Annotated in this window: 15 protein-coding genes and 1 tRNA gene; 2 read left to right on the top strand and 14 right to left on the bottom strand. The window is 27.2% G+C overall.

From position 1 onward, the window contains the following. Positions 1-792 (top strand): hypothetical protein, encoded by a 792-nt coding sequence (locus ACUSRV_RS06930; protein ID WP_490141200.1) that lies wholly within the window; start codon positions 1-3, stop codon positions 790-792. A gap of 98 nt (positions 793-890) precedes the next feature. Here ACUSRV_RS06930 and ACUSRV_RS06925 read toward each other — a convergent pair. The 11 genes from ACUSRV_RS06925 to ACUSRV_RS06875 all read right to left on the bottom strand — a co-directional run bounded on the left by ACUSRV_RS06925 (position 891) and on the right by ACUSRV_RS06875 (position 16806). Then, a tRNA-Sec gene (locus ACUSRV_RS06925) sits at positions 891-987 on the bottom strand. 102 nt (positions 988-1089) lie between these two features. Then, positions 1090-1935: a resuscitation-promoting factor gene (locus ACUSRV_RS06920; protein WP_490141199.1), complete on the bottom strand. Its 846-nt coding sequence runs from the start codon at positions 1933-1935 to the stop codon at positions 1090-1092. 132 nt (positions 1936-2067) lie between these two features. After that, complete coding sequence (locus tag ACUSRV_RS06915) at positions 2068-2742, bottom strand: uracil-DNA glycosylase (protein ID WP_490141198.1); 675 nt, start codon at positions 2740-2742, stop codon at positions 2068-2070. A gap of 17 nt (positions 2743-2759) precedes the next feature. After that, a complete protein-coding gene (locus ACUSRV_RS06910; protein WP_490141197.1) occupies positions 2760-3128 on the bottom strand; it encodes a NusG domain II-containing protein in 369 nt (122 codons plus the stop codon). 84 nt (positions 3129-3212) lie between these two features. Further along, complete coding sequence (locus ACUSRV_RS06905; RefSeq protein ID WP_490141196.1) at positions 3213-5945, bottom strand: ATP-binding protein; 2733 nt, start codon at positions 5943-5945, stop codon at positions 3213-3215. 117 nt (positions 5946-6062) lie between these two features. Continuing rightward, positions 6063-8894 (bottom strand): ATP-binding protein, encoded by a 2832-nt coding sequence (locus ACUSRV_RS06900; protein WP_490141195.1) that lies wholly within the window; start codon positions 8892-8894, stop codon positions 6063-6065. A 20-nt stretch (positions 8895-8914) separates the two neighbouring features. Next, positions 8915-11560, bottom strand: a complete 2646-nt coding sequence (locus ACUSRV_RS06895) for an ATP-binding protein (RefSeq protein ID WP_490141194.1) — start codon at positions 11558-11560, stop codon at positions 8915-8917. A 92-nt stretch (positions 11561-11652) separates the two neighbouring features. Continuing rightward, complete coding sequence (gene selB, locus ACUSRV_RS06890) at positions 11653-13533, bottom strand: selenocysteine-specific translation elongation factor (protein WP_490141193.1); 1881 nt, start codon at positions 13531-13533, stop codon at positions 11653-11655. A gap of 12 nt (positions 13534-13545) precedes the next feature. Further along, positions 13546-14943, bottom strand: a complete 1398-nt coding sequence (gene selA / locus ACUSRV_RS06885) for an L-seryl-tRNA(Sec) selenium transferase (RefSeq protein WP_490141192.1) — start codon at positions 14941-14943, stop codon at positions 13546-13548. 94 nt (positions 14944-15037) lie between these two features. Then, positions 15038-16075, bottom strand: coding sequence for a selenide, water dikinase SelD (gene selD / locus ACUSRV_RS06880; protein ID WP_490141191.1), 1038 nt, complete (start codon positions 16073-16075; stop codon positions 15038-15040). Positions 16076-16140: 65 nt separating this feature from the next. Next, positions 16141-16806, bottom strand: coding sequence for a helix-hairpin-helix domain-containing protein (locus ACUSRV_RS06875; RefSeq protein ID WP_490141190.1), 666 nt, complete (start codon positions 16804-16806; stop codon positions 16141-16143). An 82-nt stretch (positions 16807-16888) separates the two neighbouring features. Here ACUSRV_RS06875 and ACUSRV_RS06870 point away from each other — a divergent pair, with 82 nt between their 5' ends. Next, positions 16889-18193: a D-alanyl-D-alanine carboxypeptidase family protein gene (locus tag ACUSRV_RS06870; protein WP_490141189.1), complete on the top strand. Its 1305-nt coding sequence runs from the start codon at positions 16889-16891 to the stop codon at positions 18191-18193. 93 nt (positions 18194-18286) lie between these two features. On the opposite strand, the gene sdaAA is transcribed toward ACUSRV_RS06870, so the two are convergent. The 3 genes from sdaAA to ACUSRV_RS06855 form a co-directional block, all read right to left on the bottom strand. Then, the gene (gene sdaAA, locus ACUSRV_RS06865; RefSeq protein WP_490141188.1) at positions 18287-19165 is read right to left on the bottom strand and encodes an L-serine ammonia-lyase, iron-sulfur-dependent, subunit alpha; all 879 of its coding nucleotides are present in this window, start codon (positions 19163-19165) and stop codon (positions 18287-18289) included. Positions 19166-19193: 28 nt separating this feature from the next. Continuing rightward, the gene (gene sdaAB / locus ACUSRV_RS06860; RefSeq protein ID WP_490141187.1) at positions 19194-19874 is read right to left on the bottom strand and encodes an L-serine ammonia-lyase, iron-sulfur-dependent subunit beta; all 681 of its coding nucleotides are present in this window, start codon (positions 19872-19874) and stop codon (positions 19194-19196) included. A gap of 104 nt (positions 19875-19978) precedes the next feature. Beyond that, positions 19979-20359, bottom strand: coding sequence for a RidA family protein (locus ACUSRV_RS06855; RefSeq protein ID WP_490141186.1), 381 nt, complete (start codon positions 20357-20359; stop codon positions 19979-19981). Positions 20360-20383 lie beyond the last annotated feature (24 nt).

The raw sequence follows: 20383 nt of genomic DNA, 5'->3' as shown, positions 1-20383 counted from the left end.
TTGAGAAAACTTATAAATATTATAACCAATTTATTAATTATAAATTTCTGTATATTTTTAGCTATATTTATATATAATCTTACTCTTCCAATTAGTGTAGATGAACATTATATAGAAGCATATAATAACAACGAAGATAATTATAATCTAATAACCAGAATTTTACAAGATACTGAAAAAAAAGACTGGATTAAATATGTAGACTACATAGAACTAGAAGCATATAAAAATATAGCCAATGATAAAGGCAATTCTACTGCATTTATTTTAAGTTTACCTAAAAAAACCTCATTAATTGCATTGTATGAAAAACAAAGTGAGGATAAATACATATATAAATCAAAAATAACAGATTTATACCCTATTAAAAATATATATTTTTACAAAGATTTTTTAGTAGTAGAGCAATTGAATGAAGAAGAAATAACTAATCCTATACAAAATCAATTTATAGAAGTATTTTCAAACACAACAGGTAGTTTTACATCAGTTTTTAAAAAATCAATATTTTTAGATAAAACATATAAAAAAATATCTCTAAACGATAATGATGATAACGAGGAACCAACATGGTTAAGATACACAGAAAACTCATCAATAGACTACTTAGATGAAACTACACCTAAGATAATGGCAATTACATCTTATGTGACCTATGAAGGTAAATCTAAGAATATACCTAAAGACGATGAACTCAAGGAAATAAAAAATAATATGCAAAAAGAACTGTATATCTGGAACAATAATACAAAAAGATTTGAGTTATTAGAAAAAATTGAAATAAAAAATTAGGAAAAATAAAATTCGCTACGATCATGTCGCCAATGGCCTTGAAAAGCAGGCTCATTGCTCAAAAAAAGGACTTCTATATTTAGAAGTCCTTTTTATAATGGCGGGAGTGCGTGGGAATCGAACCCACCTAAGAGGCTATTAACCCCTCATACTGGTGTTGAAGACCAGAGGGCACACCGGCACCCATCCACCCCCATGTTATGGTTTTTGTACAAGTATAATATTAACATTTTACAATATATTTTTCAAGTAGTTTTCAAAAAAAGAAGCCACAAAATTGTGGCTTTTATTATAAATTTATTTTAATATATATAAAGTTATATTTTTAACTCCCCAGTTTATTGCCTGTGTTTTACTGTCCATATATATATCTATTTTATTTCCTTTTATAGCACTTCCAGTATCTTGTGCAATAAATGTTTGCTTTAATTTAGGAATATAAACCCTTGTCCCATAAGGTATTACACTAGGGTCTACTGCTATAACTCCCCATCTTGCCTTAGTCCCTGTAGACGTTGTTCCACCACCTGTATATGCAGTTGCAGTAACAGAAATCTGTTTTGAATACTCAGATTCTGTAGATACATTAGTAGCATTAGTTCTAGATGAACTTCTATTAACATTACCTCTAGATACTACTTGTACTACCTTTTCTTTAGTTCCTTCTTTTATAATTTTATCAACGGGATCCATTGATATGTACTCTTTTACAAGTTGCTTATCTATGTTTTTACCATCATGATAAACTAATTTATATACCAAGTCTCTTTGACCTTCTTTTCCTTCCTGTTTAACTACAGTTTTTCCCTTATTTAGCTCATTATCTTTTTCTATTTTAACTTCATAGGGTATACTTTGTGTCTCTGTTATTTTAGATTCTTTAACTCTAGTTATTTTTATATTCATATTATCTTTTAATTTAGAATCTAAATCTACACTAACCATATCTTTTGAGTTTAGTTTTACGTTTTGTTCAATTAATAACTCTTCAACATTAGATTTAAAAGTACTTATTTGTTTATTACTACCGTCTACAACTAATACCAATTTTTTATTTAAAGTTGTATACGCCCCCACAGTTATAAATGATAATGCTAATACTGTCAAAGTTATCATGAACAATTTAAGTTTTTGTTTTTTCATGAGTTACTCCTTTCCTATAGCAAGTTTAAAAAATATGTAACTAAATTGTAACCAATTATGGAAGCTTTGTCAAATTGACAAAAAATAAAAAATGTGCATGCCTAGTATTTTCAAGGACATACACATTTTTTGCTATATATTTTTTATTTGCCAATCTATGCCTGATTTACCTAAATTATTTAATATATTATTTGTATTTGAGAAATGTTTACATCCAAAAAATCCTTTTCTTGCAGACAGAGGACTTGGATGTGGAGCCTCTAGTATATAATGATATTTATTAGTTATTATTTGGGATTTTTCCTGTGCATTTTTTCCCCATAATAAAAACACTATGGGTTCATTTCTATCATTTAATAACTGTATAATTTTATCCGTAAATATCTCCCAACCTTTTTTTCTATGGGAGTTCGCCTGTCCTGCTTTAACAGTTAAAACTGTGTTCAAAAGAAGTACACCTTGTTTAGCCCAATCCACTAAATATCCATTGTTAGGTATAAAACAACCTAAATCACTATTTAGCTCCTTATATACATTAAGTAAAGACGGTGGAATAGGTACTTCAGGTTTTACGGAAAAGGACAACCCATGTGCTTGATTTGGCCCATGATATGGATCTTGTCCTAATATAACCACCTTAACATCATCATAAGATGTTAATTTTAAAGAATTAAATATATCATCCTCATTTGGATATATTGTTTTACTTACGTATTCTTCGCTTAAAAATCCCATTAGTTTTTTATAATATTCTTTTTCAAACTCATCTTTTAATAAAACCGTCCACTCATTTTCAAAATCTACCATTATTATCACCTACTTATCTAGTTTGACATTATATCTATTGTATCTCCATCTCCACCTACTATTTTTACTTGTACCTTATGTGGTATACATACAATGCCTCTAGACTTAGTATTTACAAATCCAGTTTTAACACATACATCATCTGGACAATTTGCATCTTCTATTTCAACTCCACCGTCATGAACGTGTACTACATTTATTTTTCCATCTTGGTTTATAGTTATATTTTTTTCTTTATTTAAAGATACAGTTTCATATAATTTTTTATTTACATATATTTCTGCCTTTAGCTCGCCTTCTTTGCTTTCGTTATATTTAGTTATACCAAAATAAGCTCCAACAGCTAATAAAATAATCAATATTAAAATAATGTCGTTTCTTTTCATAAATGCCTCCTTAATTATATATAAATATATTATATCATTAATTAATTTAAATTAAATAAAGGAGTTCAATTTGAACTCCTTTATTTAATAATAAACATCAGAAAACTCTACTTTTATTTTTTCCTCTATATTGTTACCCTCAATTTCAAAATCATTATAATCATTATTATCTAATACATTAGCTGGTAGCGTTATTATAAATTCAGTTCCTACTCCTATTTCACTATTTACTTTTATGTGTCCATTATGAAGATTTAGTAAATGTCTTACTATTGAAAGGCCTATGCCGCTGCCTTCAGCATTTCTAGATAAAGTTTTATCTACTTGGCCAAATTCTTCAAATATAAAATCCAATTTATCTTTAGGTATACCCATACCTGTATCTCTTATAGATATCTCAATATGATTATTTTTATTATATATATTTACATATATACTTCCACCTTTGTTAGTAAATTTTAAACAATTAGACAGTAGATTCAAGATAATTCTTTCTATCTCGCCTTTGTCTATTTCTATTATCTTTTCTTCTATTTCTGTATCAAATATAAGGGTTATATCTTTTCTTTTGGCATATTTATCTACAGCCATAAATAAATCTTCTATTAAACTAACTATATCTTTATTTTTAGTTCTTATCTTATAAAATCCAGATTCCATTTTAGTTAAGTCTATTATATTATTTATAAGCCTGTTTAATCTATATGAATTTTGTCTTACAAGTTCTATATGGTTTTTTATATTGTCATTATAGTCGTGTATTTTATTGCTTTCATAGAAAGATTCTAATAGTTGATTGCAACTATATATAACATTAAGTGGAGTCTTTAATTCGTGAGACATATTTGCAAAGAATTCAGTCTTTACCTTGTCTACTTTCAATCTTTCCATTAATTCATGTTCTGCTTCTTCAGTGTTTTTCTTATAGGTTAAATCCTTTGCTATAAGAATTATATGTTTTTCATTATCTACATCAAAAGGAAGTGCAATTAATTCAACATAAATACGATTTCCCTTTACAGATATAATTTCATGTTCTAAAAGAAGTACATGGTGTTTTTTTATAAATACTTCTTTTAATTTTTCATTAAATATATTTTCATCTTCAAAGTTTATTTTTAAAAATTTTTTTATATTTTTATTTATAACTTTTTTATAGTAATCTATTTCTAACATATTACTCATAGATTTATTGAGATAGTGTATATTTAAATCTTTATCTAATAAACATATACCATCTGGTAATATGTTTATTAAAGAATTATAAGACCTTTTACTATTTTGTAATTTTAATTGAGCAAGTTTACGACTTGTTATATCTCTTATAACTGCTATTGTTTTTTTTGTATTATCTTCATAAAAATGTGAAAAGCTAATTTGTACATATACCTTTTGTGAGTCTATGTTAAATTCATATTCCTTATCCTCGTCATTAATATTTTCAAATTTTATATTGTATAACTCATCTTTAAATATTTTTTTACATGAATCATTGGCATAAACTACCCTACCTTCTTCTAGAACAGCTATTCCATCACCTATATTTTGTAAGAAGTTTTCGTGTTTTTCATTAGCTTCTACTATATTCTTTTCAAACTCTTTTCTCGTAGTTATATTTATCCATATACATACAACCCCTTCTTCTTTTGAATCTACAGTTAAAGGTGCATATATACATTTATAAGTTTTGTTATCTTTTGTATATAATCTATTCGTTTTTACATCTGAACATGTAATCATAGATTCTATGCTTTTTTCAAAATCAGAATAATTAGTGGTATAATCTTTTATTACATCTAATAGCCTTCCTTCTTTTTTTACATTAAGTATATTTTTTAAACTATTATTTATATATATAACTCTTTTGTTCTTATCAATGGCTATAATACCATTTATAGATGAATTTAGCATAGAGTTTAACTTTGATTCTTTTTGGGCTAAATCTATTTGAAGTTGTTGTATCGTTATATTTTCATTTAATAATATTTCATTATTTTTCTTAAGTTTATATGTTTTAGTTAACAACTCATCATTTATTTGTTTTATCTTTTTATATGGATTTGTAACACTGACACTTACTATTAATTTATATATATAGTATATATACAAACTTTTTAATAAAACAGATATCATTATAGGTAAATACCAATCTGTAGATATAAGCGTCACCATTGAGTACAAAAACAATGTAAGTATACTGTATTTTAAATTTTTATACACATTTTCACTAAGCATATTCTTATTAACAAAAGTTTTTCCATAGAGTAAAATAGATACTAAAATTAAAATAGATGTTACAGATTTTATAGTCGTCAATATACTTTCATCAAAAAAGTAATTTAAATATAGGTATACAGATATAATACCTAACGTTATTATAAGAAAAATTAAGTTTAAAATAGCATATCTTAGTTTATACTCTTTTTTATTTAGAAATTTAAAGCTATAATACAATGCAAATCCAGGTATTAATCTACTCATCGCTAAGAAAATTGTCTTCATATCAGCAGCATTATTAATATTTTTAATAGGGTCCATATAAGTAAAGGTATATATCCCCTCCATTATACCTGACATTAAAAATCCTATTGCCAATATTAAAGAAAATTTATCGTTACTAAATTTATATGTATTAATTACTATTACAAACATTGCCCAACTCATTATAACGTATATCCCTTGTATTGCCATATAATAGTACGCTGTATTTTTATATATAATAGATGAAAAAAATACTACAGCTAAAATAACGAAGTAGAAGTTTATATTAAATTTTTTCTTTTGCTTAATTTTATCTTCAATTGCTATATACTCCATTTCTTGTCCCCCAATTTTTAGAGTAATTTTTACTATTAAATATAGATTATCATAAATTTTTTAATTTTTTTGTCGTTTCTTGTTGATCGAATTAAAAAAGCATAGGCTTTGCCTATGCTAGTCATTAGTATAAATATCAGAGAATTCAACATGGATTCTTTCTACATTTAAATTGTGATTATTTACAAATTCATACTGATTATTATTTTTTATAACATCTACTGGTAAATCAATTTTAAATGTAGTTCCTATTTCTAACTGGCTGTCTACAGATATTTGGCCTTTGTGTAAATCAACCAAAGATTTCACCAAGGCCAATCCTATGCCGCTTCCCTCAGCATTTCTAAACATATTTTTATCTACTTGCCCAAATCTCTCAAATATAATATTTAGCTTATCTTGCGGTATACCTATTCCCGTATCTCTTACTTCTATTTGTACTATATCTTCATTATCATATACATTCACATATATATGTCCACCAGGATTTGTAAATTTTATAGCATTTGATAAAAGATTTAATATAACTCTTTCTAATATATTTGTATCTACTGCCATAATTTTTTCCTCAGTATCTGTATCAAATATAATTTCTATACCTTTGTTACTAGCATAGGTGCTTACAGATAAAGTTATATCTTCTACTACGTCTATTAAATTATGATTTTCTAAATTCACTTTATAAAACCCTGATTCCATTTTGGTTACATCTATTATATTACTTATAAGTCTAAGTAATCTATAACTATTTTGTTTTGTAAGCTTTGTATGTCTTTTAATTATATTATTATAATCTTTTACTTTTTTATTTTTATATAGCATTTCTATTAACTGATTTGAGCTAAACATAAGATTAAGAGGAGTTTTTAATTCATGAGATATATTTGCAAAGAACTCCATTTTTGTCTGATCATATTGTATTCTTTTAGTAAGCTTTTTCTTCATAGATTCTGCTTTTTTTATTTCTTTTAAATCTCTTATTATAGTTAATTTTAATGTTTTGTCTTTAACAACAAATGGAATACTAGCTATCTCAACATCTAATGATTTATTGTACTTATCTAAAAGTTTTATTTTTGTAAAAGGAGCTACCTCCTGGTTTTCTATTTTTTTTACCCTTTCAAGTACAGTATCCTTATATTTTGGATGAACAAATATATGGTCTTCTCCATAAATCCCCAATTCATCTTCTTTAAGTGATTTATCTACGCTAAACATATCCCTTAATTTTTTATTCATATATATATATTTACCCGTTTGTAAATCTTGTAAATATATACCTTCTGGAACGTTATCTAGTAATCTTTTATATATCTTCTCTGACTTTTCTAATTTCTCTTGTGTATTTTCAAAATCCGTAACATCTTTATAAGTTACTATTTGGTATTTTTTACCTTTATCATAATATATAGTAGTATAAGTTTCTATCCATCTAACATTATTGTCCCCATCATATACTCTATATTTAGCTATCCCCTTATTATAAAGTTCAGAATTCGAAGTAGCTGCTTTATTTGCAGACACAATGTCATCATATATATTTTTATCTTCTGGATATATAAGTTTATCTATTGGATCTGTATCATCAAAACTATCTTGTACTAAGTCTTCCATTGATATGTTGAATATATTAATAAAAGCATTGTTAATATCTATAACCTTTTCTTTATCTCTTATAAGAACTGGTGAATGTATATTCTCTATTAAACTTTCATATGAGTTGTTCATTTCTATTATTTCTTGTTCTATAGCTTTTTCATTTGTTATGTCAATAAATATACACATACACTTTCTAGATTTATCATTTGAGTTAATAGGAGCGTAAATACATCTAAACACCCTATCGTCATTACAAAATATTTCTTCGTCTAATATTTCTTTATTAATATGAACTTTATTAATATTAGATTCAAAATTATTGTAGTCTAGAAATATTTTTTCTATATTTTCTTTTAATTTATCTCTTTCTCCAAAAAAAACTTCAGCATTTTTATTTAGATCTTCTACTTCCTTTTCATCGTCAAATACTATCCAAGCATTTATAGTTGCATTTAGTATTGTACTTAGTAAACCTTCTCTTTGAATTAAATTCTCTTTCATGTTATTTTGTATACTGTTTATTCTTTCAAGTAAAACATTAGTATTTTCTAATAAACTTGATTTATTATTTAAATCATCATTTGCTTCAATAAGATCATAGTAAGGTTCTACTAACCTATCTTTAACTATAGTTTTATATATATAGTAACTATATATTATAAGAAGATTATGTCTTACTATGTTTACTATTAGAGAATTATAGGTTGTAAAGTTATATATAATAGTCAATGCTATATATGCTCCCATAAGTAAAATTGCAGTTCCTGTATAGTTATAAATATCATTTTGGATAGATTTCTTGTTTAATTTCAAAATTCTTAAAGCATAAAGTACTAATAATAAATTTGCAATTAAGTGTGGAAGGTATAGTATATAAATATTTTTACTAAAATCAATAATATTTATATATTTATACAGTAAAAACACACATATTAAGAATATTGCTGAATAAAGATAATATATTTTTTTATAATTTATATTATCTTTATTTATAAACTTTATAGCTAATATAAATGAAATCATTTCTACATATATGCTCAACATGTTTGTTTCTAGAAAGTACAAATCCATATTTATAGTCAATGCATGCATTATATTAAATAAACTTGCATATATAAATCCTATTCCTATAAAATTCATATAGTTATTTTGTTTACCATAATATGAATTTAAGGTTATTATAGATGCTAAAAAACTTACGCAGCTTTTTATTACTGTAATTAAAGTATGATAAACTCCATAGTTTATATAACCTATAATAGATATAGCTAAAAGCATACCTAGATACAGTATAACAATTAACATATTGTTTTTTTTAGTTTTTCTTAATACTTCTACCTTATCTATCATAATATTACCCCACTAAAATTTTAATAATAGTATACATCTGAAAATTCAACCTTTATTTTCTCAGTTATATCATCACTGCTTATTTCAAAATACAAATTTTGAGAACAATCATCTAAAACTAAAACAGGTAAACTTATTATGAATTCTGTACCTAAGCCTACTTCGCTTACAACATCTATAGTTCCATTATGAAGTTCCACTAAATTCTTTACTATGGCAAGACCTATTCCACTACCTTCTGCATTTCTAGATAATGTTTTGTCTGCTTGTTCAAATTCATCAAATATTACATCTAATTTATCCTTAGGAATACCCATTCCTGTATCTCTTACTGATATTACAACTTCATTTTCTTTGTCATACATATTCACATATATACTTCCACCATTAGGTGTAAACTTAAAACAATTTGATAGTAAATTTAAAATTACTCTTTCTATTTCATTTTTATCTATCGCCATTATCTTTTCTTCAGTTTCAGTATCAAATATAAGATTTATATCTTTCTTTTTTGCATAATCTTCTATAGCCATAAATAAATCTTCTACAACACTGACAATATTACAATTATCCAAGTTTAGCTTATAAAAGCCACCTTCCATTTTGGTTAAATCTATTATATTATTAATAATTCTTTGAAGTCTGTAAGCATTTTCCTTAACTAAATCTATATGTTTTTTAATATTGTCGTTATAATCCTCTAACTTATTACTTTTATAAAATGCCTCTAATAGTTGATTAGAACTATATATAACATTTAGAGGTGTTTTTAGTTCATGAGACATATTTGCAAAAAATTCCGTTTTTACCTTATCTGTTTTTGCTCTTTGAATTAACTCTTTTTCTGCTTTTTCAGATATTATCTTGTGAGTTAAATCTCTAATCATAATCATAATAAACTTGCTATTGTCTATTTCAAAAGGAAGTGCATTTAGTTCCACTTGTACTTCTTTTTTATCTGATGTTATAATCTTATGCTCTAATAAAAATACAGATTTATTTTTTGTAAATACTTCAAGTAATCTCTGATAAAATATTTCTTCATCTTCAAAATTAATTTTTAAAAATTCGCTTATATCCTTGTTGTTTATATCTATATGTGAATCTAATTTTAACATCTGTAACATTGATTTATTTGCATAATTTACTTTAAAACTATTGTCTAATAAGCATATTCCATCAGGTAGTATATCTATAAAAGTTTTATAGGACTTTTCGCTTTCTTCTAATTTTATTTGAGCTAATTTACGATTTGTTATGTCCCTTATAACAGCTATCGTTCTTTTATTATTTTCAAAAATAAAACTTGAAAAGCTTATTTGAACGTATATCCTTTTATTATCTATAACAAACCAATGTTCATTTTCTATATCCTCTTTTGTAATTTTAAAATTTATATTATAAATCTCATCTTTAAATATATTCTTACAAGCCTTATTTGCATAAATAACCTTATTGTCGTCTAAAACTGCTATCCCATCTCCTATACTTTCTAAGAAATTTTCATAACGTTCATTTGCTTCTAATATTTCATTTTCAAATTCTTGTTTTTTAGTTTCATCTATAAGTATACATACAAGACCTTCTGATTTTGAATTTATAACCAGTGGCGCAAATATTGTTTTATATACTTTTTTATTATTAAAGTATGTTATATCCACTTTTATTTTCCCTTTTTCTAATACGTTATCGATATTTTCAATGAAATTTTGATAATTAGTCATATGATTTCTCATATTATCCCATGCGTACTTTCCTTTTGCATTTTCATCTGAACTAAATATTTCTTTAAATCTTCTATTTTTATATATAATATTTTTATTTTTATCTAAAGCTAAAACACCATTTACAGCAGCTTCTAGTGTCAACTGCAATCTAGCTTCTTTTAAAGTTAATGATTCCTTTAGGTGTTGTATTTTTATATTTTCATCTAGTAATTTCCCATTATTATCTTTTAGTTTATCGGTCTTAGATGTAAGCTCATTGTTTATTATACTTAATTTTTCATATGGCTTTTTTAGATTCAAACATACGATAAATCTATACATATAATAAATTGCTACTATTCTAAGTAAATCGCTAGTAATAATTATTGTAGAGGCTAGCTCTGCTCTAGGAATAAACAGTTCTATTCTAGATATAGCTATTATAAATATAGCATATTTCAAATTCTTATATTCATCACTGTCAAAATAATACTTGTGTTTTTTTAATCGAATATAAGCAACAAAATCTAGTGTTAACATAATTATATTTACTGTCATAAATAAGTTAATATCAAGTTTAGATTTATACTCTATGTTTAAAATTATATTATTTATAAATACAGCTACTAAACTAATTAACACAATAATTATAAGAATATCTTTAATCCAATTTCTTTTATTATTTTTTATATATATAAAACTAAAAATTAATCCTATAGATGGTAAAGCTCTTGAAATTATAAGCAATGGCATAGATACTTGTGCATGTAAATTATTTATAAGTTCCATAGATGATAATATATAAAGTCCTTCTATAAATCCTGCAACTGCAAATATAGTACCTAAAAATATAGAAAAGTTTTCTTTATTAAAGTTATGAGTATTAAAAACTATAACCCCTATGGCTAGTGCTAGAGTTATATAAGCGCATTGAGAAAAAAAATATATATAATAATCCAATGTTGTTCCTCCTGTTACATAAATTCGCATTATACTGTATATTATACTATATTTCATCAACATATTTTAAGTTTTTCAAATAAAAAAGAGTTCTAATAAAGAACTCTTTTATTTTCAACTCTTTTAGTTATTTTATTTTTATCAAAATCTTCTAATATGATCATAGAATATTTTCTACTTGATCCTGATATATCCCTAAACTCTGCTAAAGTCATTTCTCCATTTTCTTTTATGTAATTTATGACCATGTCTTTAGCTTTGTCGTAGTACTGTTTTGATATGACAGTATCCTCATCTAATTTAATTACACTATCTCCTATTAAAACATCTAATACATCTTTGTATTTGATATCACCTTTAGTTATATCAAGTACCGATGGAGGGGTAAATCCCGATTGTATAAGTTTTGATTCTAATTCTTTTTTTATTTTTTGTTGAAGATCTGTAAAAACCATTTCAAAATTATATATTGAGACTATATTTTCTTTTAATTTTATTATATTATCACTTTCAAACATTCCTAAAAGAATATCAAAATCTTTAGATTTAAATTTATTTTCTATTTTAGATCTTACTTCTTCTTTTAAAATACCTTTTCTTAAAGGATATTTATCGTGATAGTCTTGAAGTAAATTAACTGTATTTTTCTTTAAATTTTCATAATGGGTCTTGTGCATGTACATATTGCTTATAAGTATAAGTGTTTGAGTATTACATAACTTTTGTAGTGATGTTTTAATATCTTGTTCATTTTCACCAGTATATGTCATTATATCTTTTAGGTTTGGATAGTTTCTAGAATTTTTTTGTACATACTCTTCTATTATTTCACTTAGTTCTCCTTTTTCCTTCATTTGAAGAGAACTTATTGTGTTTTCATCAAATCTTTTATGCTTTCTTGGATTAGGATCTAATATTAATCCTCCACCTATAGTTTCAAGTGGTGAATAATATCTAACTACAAACATATCCCCTTTTTTTGCAACTATACCTTCTTCTAGCCTTAGCTGTACATATCCAGTTTCTCCTGGATCTAGAGCTTCCTTATCTAAGGGAACTGCCCTACACAATATTTCCCTCGTTCCATGATAAACCCTTAATCTATCCCAATGTTCTAATTTTCTTTTTGAGTGTTTTACTAGAGTAAGCTTAACATCAAGCATCATAGATTCTTGCATAGAATTTTGAGCTGCTAATATATCTCCTCTATCAATTTCTTCTACCTTTACATTAGATATATTTATAGCTGTTCTTTGTCCAGCGAAAGCCGTTTTTACACTTTTCCCGTGAACTTGTATACTTCTTATTTTTGTTTTAATATTTTTAGGATATATAACTAAATCATCATCAATATCTATTTTTCCTTCTATTAAAGTCCCCGTTATAACTGTTCCAAATCCTTTAACTGAAAATATCCTATCTATATTAAGTCTAGCTGGTGCACTTTCATTTTTTCCTTCTATTGATTCACTTAATTTTTCTACTTCATTTATTAAAGTATCTATGCCATTTTTACTTACTGAATCAACTTCTATTATCTTTGCATTTTCTAAAAATGTAGACTTTACTCTTTCTTTTATATCTTCTTTTACAAGTTCTTTGAAATCATCATCTACTAAATCTGACTTTGTCAAAACAATTATTCCATTTTTTATATTTAAGAAGCTAAGTATATCCATATGTTCAACTGTTTGAGGCATAACCCCTTCATCTGCGGCTATAACTAATAAAACTATATCTATTCCAGATGCTCCAGCAAGCATATTTTTTATAAACTTTTCATGTCCTGGAACATCAACAATTCCAGCTCTTTTTCCACTTGGCAAATCAAAATATGTAAATCCTAGATTTATTGATATACCCCTTCTTTTTTCTTCTTCTAATGTATCTGTTTCTCTTCCTGTTAACGCTTTTACAAGGGTTGTTTTGCCATGATCTATATGTCCAGCCGTTCCTATTATTATATTTTTCATAAATTCCTCCTATTACAAAGCTTTTCTTAATTCCTTTGCTATATCTTCAAATTCATCTTCAAATATAGTTCTAACATCTAAAACATATTTGTTATCATATACTCTAGCTATTATATGGCTATCACTAAGCCTTAATTTTTTCTCTAAAGTAGATACATTTATATTTTTAGGAGTTATAGATATGACTTTAGTTTTTATAGTTTCAAGTGGCATTGAACCCCCTCCAACTTGAGATAAGCCATCTTCAATATTTATATTTATATCTAAATTAAAATCAACTATCATATTATATAATTTATTTGCTTTAGTTTCTAATTCTTCAATTTTGTAAGTTAACATTCTAAGTGATGGAATTTCTTTTATAGCTCTACTTTCATCTAAATACATTCTAAGTGTAGCCTCTAGTGCAGCTATTGTAATTTTATCTACCCTTAAGGCTCTTGTTAACTGATTTTTTTTCATTTTTTCTATATATTCTTTTTTCCCTACTATTATACCCGCTTGAGGCCCTCCAAGGATTTTGTCTCCACTAAATGTAACTACATCAGCACCTTGGTTTAGGGAATCTAAAACTGTAGGTTCATAACTTAGTCCGTATTTAGACAAGTCTATAAAAACTCCGCTTCCTAAATCTTCAATTACTGGTATATTATGTTTTTTACCTAAAGCTGATAATTCCTCAACAGAAACACTATCTGTAAACCCTAATATTCTATAGTTACTCGTATGAACTTTCATAAGGGCTTTAGTATCTTCAGTTATGGCATCTTCATAATCGTATAAATGGGTTTTATTAGTAGCTCCAACATCTACTAGTTTTGCACCACTTAATTCCATTATACTAGGTATTCTAAAGGAACCACCTACTTCAACTAGTTCTCCACGTGAAACTATAACTTCGCTATCTTTAGCCATAGTACTTAAAACTAATAATACTGCTGCTGCATTATTATTTACAACTAATACATCTTCAGCCTTTGTTAGCTTTTTTATTATATTTTTTAGGTGAGAATACCTAGATCCTCTTTCTCCATTTTCTAAATCATACTCTAAGTTAGAATATCTAGAAGCAGCAGTCCATATATCTTCTTTTATACTTTCGCTTAATAATGATCTTCCTAGGTTTGTATGTATAACTATTCCAGTTCCATTTATAACTTTCTTTAAAGATAATGCATAATTTAATTTTATTTTATCTAATATGTTATTTATTATAAAATCATAATCTATTTTAAAGTCTTCTATATCTTCTTTTAAATTTACTATTTGTTTTCTATTATTATCTATTTCATCTCTTGTACTATCAGTAACAAGTATTCTAGGATGATCTTCTAATGCAGCTTTTATTCTTTTGTCATTTAATACCTCATCTACTGATGGAAGTTGAGAAAATAAATTTCTTTTGTTCAATTATATCTCTCCTTTAGTTAAATAAATTAATAACAATTTGATTATATCATATTTTACTTTCATATAAAAAGAATCCTATAAATAGGATTCATAGTTATTTTACCTTTATATACTTATCTTCCTTATTTTTTACTTCACCAATTATTTTAGCTTCTATAGATCCATTTTTAATCATATCTTTTACTAATGCATCTGCATATTCACTTGGAACTGACACAAGAAGTCCTCCAGATGTTTGTGGGTCATATAATACGTCTTCAAGTGCTTCATCTATACCTTCAGAATTTACATCCTTTGATATATAATTTCTATTTTTATACATACCAGCTGGTATTATACCCATTTTTGCAAAATCTATAGCTCCATCTATTATAGGTATATCCTTAGAATTTAACTCTATAGACACATTAGATGCTTTAGCCATTTCAAGTACATGTCCTAAAAGACCAAATCCAGTTATGTCTGTAACAGAATTAACATCTATATTATTAAATGACATAGCTGCATATTTATTTAAGTGAACCATAATCTCTATAACTTTGTCAGAAGTGTTTTTATCTACCATATTTGCTTTCATAGCAGTATTTAATATTCCTACCCCTACTGGCTTAGTTATTACAATTTTATCTCCTACTTTAGCTGTTGCATTTGATAGTACTTTATTAGGATGTACTATACCCGATACCGATAACCCGTACTTTGGCTCTTTATCGTCTACAGTATGTCCTCCAACTAATAGTGCACCACTCTCTGCAACTTTGTCATAACCACCTTTTAGTATTTCTCCTAGTACATTCATATCATGGCAAGATGGAAAACAAACTATATTCATAGCAACTAGGGGTACTCCACCCATTGCATATACATCTGATAATGAATTTGCAGCTGATATTTGTCCAAATATATAAGGGTCATCTACCATTGGAGTAAAAAAATCAAGTGTTTGTATCAATGCAGTATCGTCGTTTAATTTATATACTGCTGCATCATCAGAAGTTTCAAGTCCAACAAGTAATTTGTCTGATGTTGTTTTAGGCAGTTTAGATAATACAGATGCCAGAACCTCTGGCCCTATTTTAGCAGCTCAACCACCTGCCATAGTCATATCTGTTAATTTTTTTATATTTTCCATATGATGCCTCCTTTTTATGTTATTACATAATAATAATACCATATTATTTTTAAGTTAAACCATATTTATTGAGTCGTTATACTATCTTTTATATCCTCAAATTTATTATCTCCAATACCCTTTACGTTTTTTATATCTTCTATACTTGAGAATTTTCCATTTTCATTTCTATAATCTATTATCTTTTTGGCTGTAACCTCACCTACACCGGGAAGAGAATCTAATTCAGCTTCACTTGCAGTGTTTATATTTACTTTGCTATTTGATGTGTTATTAGTAACTTCTAAAGAGCTATTATTGTTGTTATTCATATTTTGATTAGTATTTGTATCGCCTACATTAATTTCTTCTCCTATTTTAGGTATTATGTAGTGGTTTCCATCTTCTATTTTTAATGCTAGATTTACTCTATTTAAATCAGCATTAGATGTTAATCCTCCTAATTTATCTACAGCGTCTATAAGTCTGTCGTTATTGCTTATACTTATTACACCAGGAGATTTTACTTCTCCACTTATATATACCTTTATATCTTTATTTTCATTACTTTTCATATCAATATTATCATTGCTATTATTTTCTGCAATTCTATTTTCATCTTTTTCACTTTCCTTAGGACTGACTACATAAACATCTTTACCTAAGTCCAAACTAGAATTATATATTATTCCACATATTGTAAGTACTGATAATATAGTAAATATAATTATGCTTTTAAACTTTTTATCCATTAATTATCCCTCCTTTATTTTCATTATTGACTCAATTGTGATATACTAAAATATGAATTTCAAAAAATCGGAGGTTTTTAATATGAGGAAAAATATATCTTTATTAATAACATCAATTCTTATATTTACATCATTATTCATAAACCCTAATATAGCTTATGCTGCTGGGCCTGAAATAAAAGGAAAATATGCAGTTCTTATGGATTATGAAAGTGGTGAAATTTTATATGAGAAAAATGCCTATGAAAAAATGTATCCAGCATCTACAACAAAAGGTTGGACAGGTTACCTTGTTCTAAAAAATGTTGATGATCTAAATTCTAAGGTTACAATAGACTACGACCTTGGATACATAGACGGCTCTGCAATGTATATAAAAACAGGGGAAACTTATACTGTAAGACAATTACTAGAAGGTCTTTTGGTACATTCATCTAATGATGCAGCTGTAGTATTAGCAAATTATGTGAGCGGATCTGTAGAAGAGTTTGCCAAATTAATGAACGAAGAAGCAAAAAACATAGGAGCTAAAGGAACACACTTTAATAATCCACATGGTTTGCCAGATACAAATCACTATACTACTGCCTATGATATGGCATTAATGTCAAGAGCAGCTATGACTAATGACACGTTTAGGGATATAGTTGATAATAGAGTTGTTCACTTTGAACCAACTAATCTGAATCCTTATGCTAGAACTTTTGTAAGTACTAATAAATTCATAAGTGGTGGTCGTCAAATACAATACAAAGGTAAGTATGTAGATATAAAGTATGACATAGTAGAAGGTCTAAAAACTGGATTTACAAATGCAGCAGGAAAATGTTTATTAACTAGTGCATACAAAGACGACCTTAGACTTATAACTACTGTATTTAACTCTGTAGGCGATGATGTTTATGTAGATTCTAGAACATTAATAGATTATGGTTATGAAAATTACGAATCTAAAACAATAGTAGATGAAAATAAACTTATAGGTTCTAAAAAAATATGGTATTCAAAAGAAAAGAACTTAGAATATGTTACAGCTAATCCTTATAAAACCATTGTACAAAAAGGTGGAGAAGCTACAGGATACACTACTAAAGCTAAGTTAGATAAAATTAAACTACCAATTAAAAAAGGACAAAAAGTAGGTATACTAGAAGTTTATAAAGACGACAAACTAGTATCTAAAGTAGATTTAGTTGCAAAAAATGATGTAAATTATATATTTTCAAATATTTCTGGTGATATTAAAAGCATAATAAATTTTAAAACATTAATTACATTCTTAGGTGTTATATTTATAGCCCTTATAGTAGTTTTTGCAGGTATGTCTTTAATTAAAAAGAGAAATAGTAGAAGACGTAAAAGTATGTTTAGTAAAAAAAGAAGATAATATATAAAATTCGCTTTGCTCATGTCGCCAACGACCTTGAAAATATGGGACCTTGCTCAAAATAAAAAAACTGGCTTCTAGGCCAGTTTTTTATTATCCAAATATTCTCTTTGTTATACTACATCCAGTACAAGTAGCAGCACAACCACCTAATGCAGTTTCTCTTAACTCCATAGGTAATGATTTTCCAACTTTGTACATTGCTTCTACGTTTTCATCAAATGGTATTATGTTAGGTACACCTGCTAAAGATATTTCAGCAGATAATAATGCATTTGCAACACCTATAGCATTTCTTCCTTGGCATGGAGCTTCAACAAGACCTGCTATTGGATCACAAACTAATCCTAAAACATTTTGTAAGCAGTGAGATGCAGCATGAAGAGCCTCTTCAGGAGTTCCACCCATCATTTCAACTACACCAGCAGCAGCCATTCCCGCAGCAGCACCAGTTTCTGCCTGACATCCACCTTCAGCACCTGCAACAGTAGCATTTCTAGTTATTATTACACCTATAGCAGATGCTGCAAATAATGCATTCAACATTTCTTCATCTGATAATTCATATTCTTTTCCTATTGTAACTACCGCACCTGGTAATATCCCACAGGAACCAGCAGTTGGAGCAGCAACTATTAGACCCATAGAAGCATTAACTTCCATAGTTCCCATTGCAGCAGCTATTGCTTTACTCATTAAACTTCCTACAACTGTTTTCCCGCTCAATCTTCTATTAGTTATTTTTTTAGCTTCTCCACCTATAAGTCCACCCATAGATTTTATATCTTCTCTTATAGCTTTTTCCGTAGCATCTTTCATTATGTTTAAGCTAACTCTCATTTTTTCTCTTACATCTTCCTTAGAAAGACCAGAAAGCTCAGACTCTCTTTCTAAACAAACTTCATGTATAGCCATATTATTTTCTTTACATATTCTTAATAAATCTGCTCCACTTGTAAAGTTAAATTTCATAACGTCCACCTTCCTTATATAGGATATATTAGAATTTATCTAAAACCATAATTTTTTCTATCATATCTTTATTAGCTGACAATTCATCTAATATTTCTTTTCCTACTTTTTCATCAGTTTCTATTTTTACAAACATCCCTTTTCCATTAGATCCTGTATTAGCAGACATAGATACTATATCTGTTTTATGATGTTTGCCTAATATATGAGTTATAAATGCTTCACCAGCTGCTATATCTTTAACAGATATTACAAGTGTTGGTTTTGATCCATTAAACTCTAGTGGAAAACCTTCAACTTCTGTTAGTTTTATATTCCCTCCACCTATTGATGCACCTTTTATTTCCATATTTGAGCCATCTTCTAATTCTACTAATATTTTAACTGCATTAGGATGCTCGTCTACTCCTAAATCAACTTTTAAAAATTCAAACTTAACTCCTCTTTCTACTGCTATATCAAAGGAATTTCTTATTTGTGCATCATCAGGAGCAAATCCTAATATTCCTCCAACTAATGCTTTATCTGTACCGTGACCTCTATATGTTTCAGCAAAAGAGCCATGTAATAAGAATTTTACTTTTTTTACAGGTTTTGCTGCTATCTCAGCTGTAACTTTTCCTAATCTAGCTGCCCCTGCTGTATGTGAACTTGATGGACCTATCATATTTGGACCTACTATGTCGAATACACTATAATCTTTAGCCATATGTTTATACCTCTTCTCTATTTTATTTGACAAATTTTGCCAGAATGCGACAAAATGAAAGTGACCAAGTATAATCCCCGGCCACTAAGAAATTTATATTATTATTATACAACAGCTATAGCTTCTATTTCAACCTTAACGTCTCTTGGTAATCTAGCTACTTCTACACAAGCTCTAGCTGGCTTGTTTTCTCCAAAGTATTTAGCATATATTTCGTTTATCATTCCGAACTCGTTCATGTCTTTTATGAAAACTGTAGTTTTAACAACGTTATCAAAACTAGCACCAGCTTCTGCTAATATAGCTTTTAAGTTTTCTAATACTCTAGTAGTTTGTTCTTCAACTCCACCTTCAACTATTTCCATAGTTTCTGGATTAAATGGAACTTGTCCAGATATAAATAATAAGTTTCCAGCTTTTATAGCTTGAGAGTAAGGACCTATTGCTGCTGGAGCTTTTTCTGTGTGTATTATTTGCTTGTTCATTTTATTTCCTCCTTAATACAATTC

The sequence above is a fragment of the Sporacetigenium sp. TC11 genome, assembly GCF_058146105.1.
The sequence above is the reverse complement of the archived record's forward strand: the minus strand, read 5'-3'. Positions and strand labels throughout refer to the sequence as shown.

What these genes read in the sequence shown, in the direction of transcription:
- ACUSRV_RS06920 (WP_490141199.1), bottom strand. Translation starts at nt 1,935, where the DNA reads ATGAAAAAACAAAAACTTAAATTGTTCATGATAACTTTGACAGTATTA.
- ACUSRV_RS06915 (WP_490141198.1), bottom strand. Translation starts at nt 2,742, where the DNA reads ATGGTAGATTTTGAAAATGAGTGGACGGTTTTATTAAAAGATGAGTTT.
- ACUSRV_RS06910 (WP_490141197.1), bottom strand. Translation starts at nt 3,128, where the DNA reads ATGAAAAGAAACGACATTATTTTAATATTGATTATTTTATTAGCTGTT.
- ACUSRV_RS06905 (WP_490141196.1), bottom strand. Translation starts at nt 5,945, where the DNA reads ATGGAGTATATAGCAATTGAAGATAAAATTAAGCAAAAGAAAAAATTT.
- ACUSRV_RS06900 (WP_490141195.1), bottom strand. Translation starts at nt 8,894, where the DNA reads ATGATAGATAAGGTAGAAGTATTAAGAAAAACTAAAAAAAACAATATG.
- selB (WP_490141193.1), bottom strand. Translation starts at nt 13,533, where the DNA reads ATGAAAAATATAATAATAGGAACGGCTGGACATATAGATCATGGCAAA.
- ACUSRV_RS06875 (WP_490141190.1), bottom strand. Translation starts at nt 16,806, where the DNA reads ATGGATAAAAAGTTTAAAAGCATAATTATATTTACTATATTATCAGTA.
- ACUSRV_RS06870 (WP_490141189.1), top strand. Translation starts at nt 16,889, where the DNA reads ATGAGGAAAAATATATCTTTATTAATAACATCAATTCTTATATTTACA.
- sdaAA (WP_490141188.1), bottom strand. Translation starts at nt 19,165, where the DNA reads ATGAAATTTAACTTTACAAGTGGAGCAGATTTATTAAGAATATGTAAA.
- sdaAB (WP_490141187.1), bottom strand. Translation starts at nt 19,874, where the DNA reads ATGGCTAAAGATTATAGTGTATTCGACATAGTAGGTCCAAATATGATA.
- ACUSRV_RS06855 (WP_490141186.1), bottom strand. Translation starts at nt 20,359, where the DNA reads ATGAACAAGCAAATAATACACACAGAAAAAGCTCCAGCAGCAATAGGT.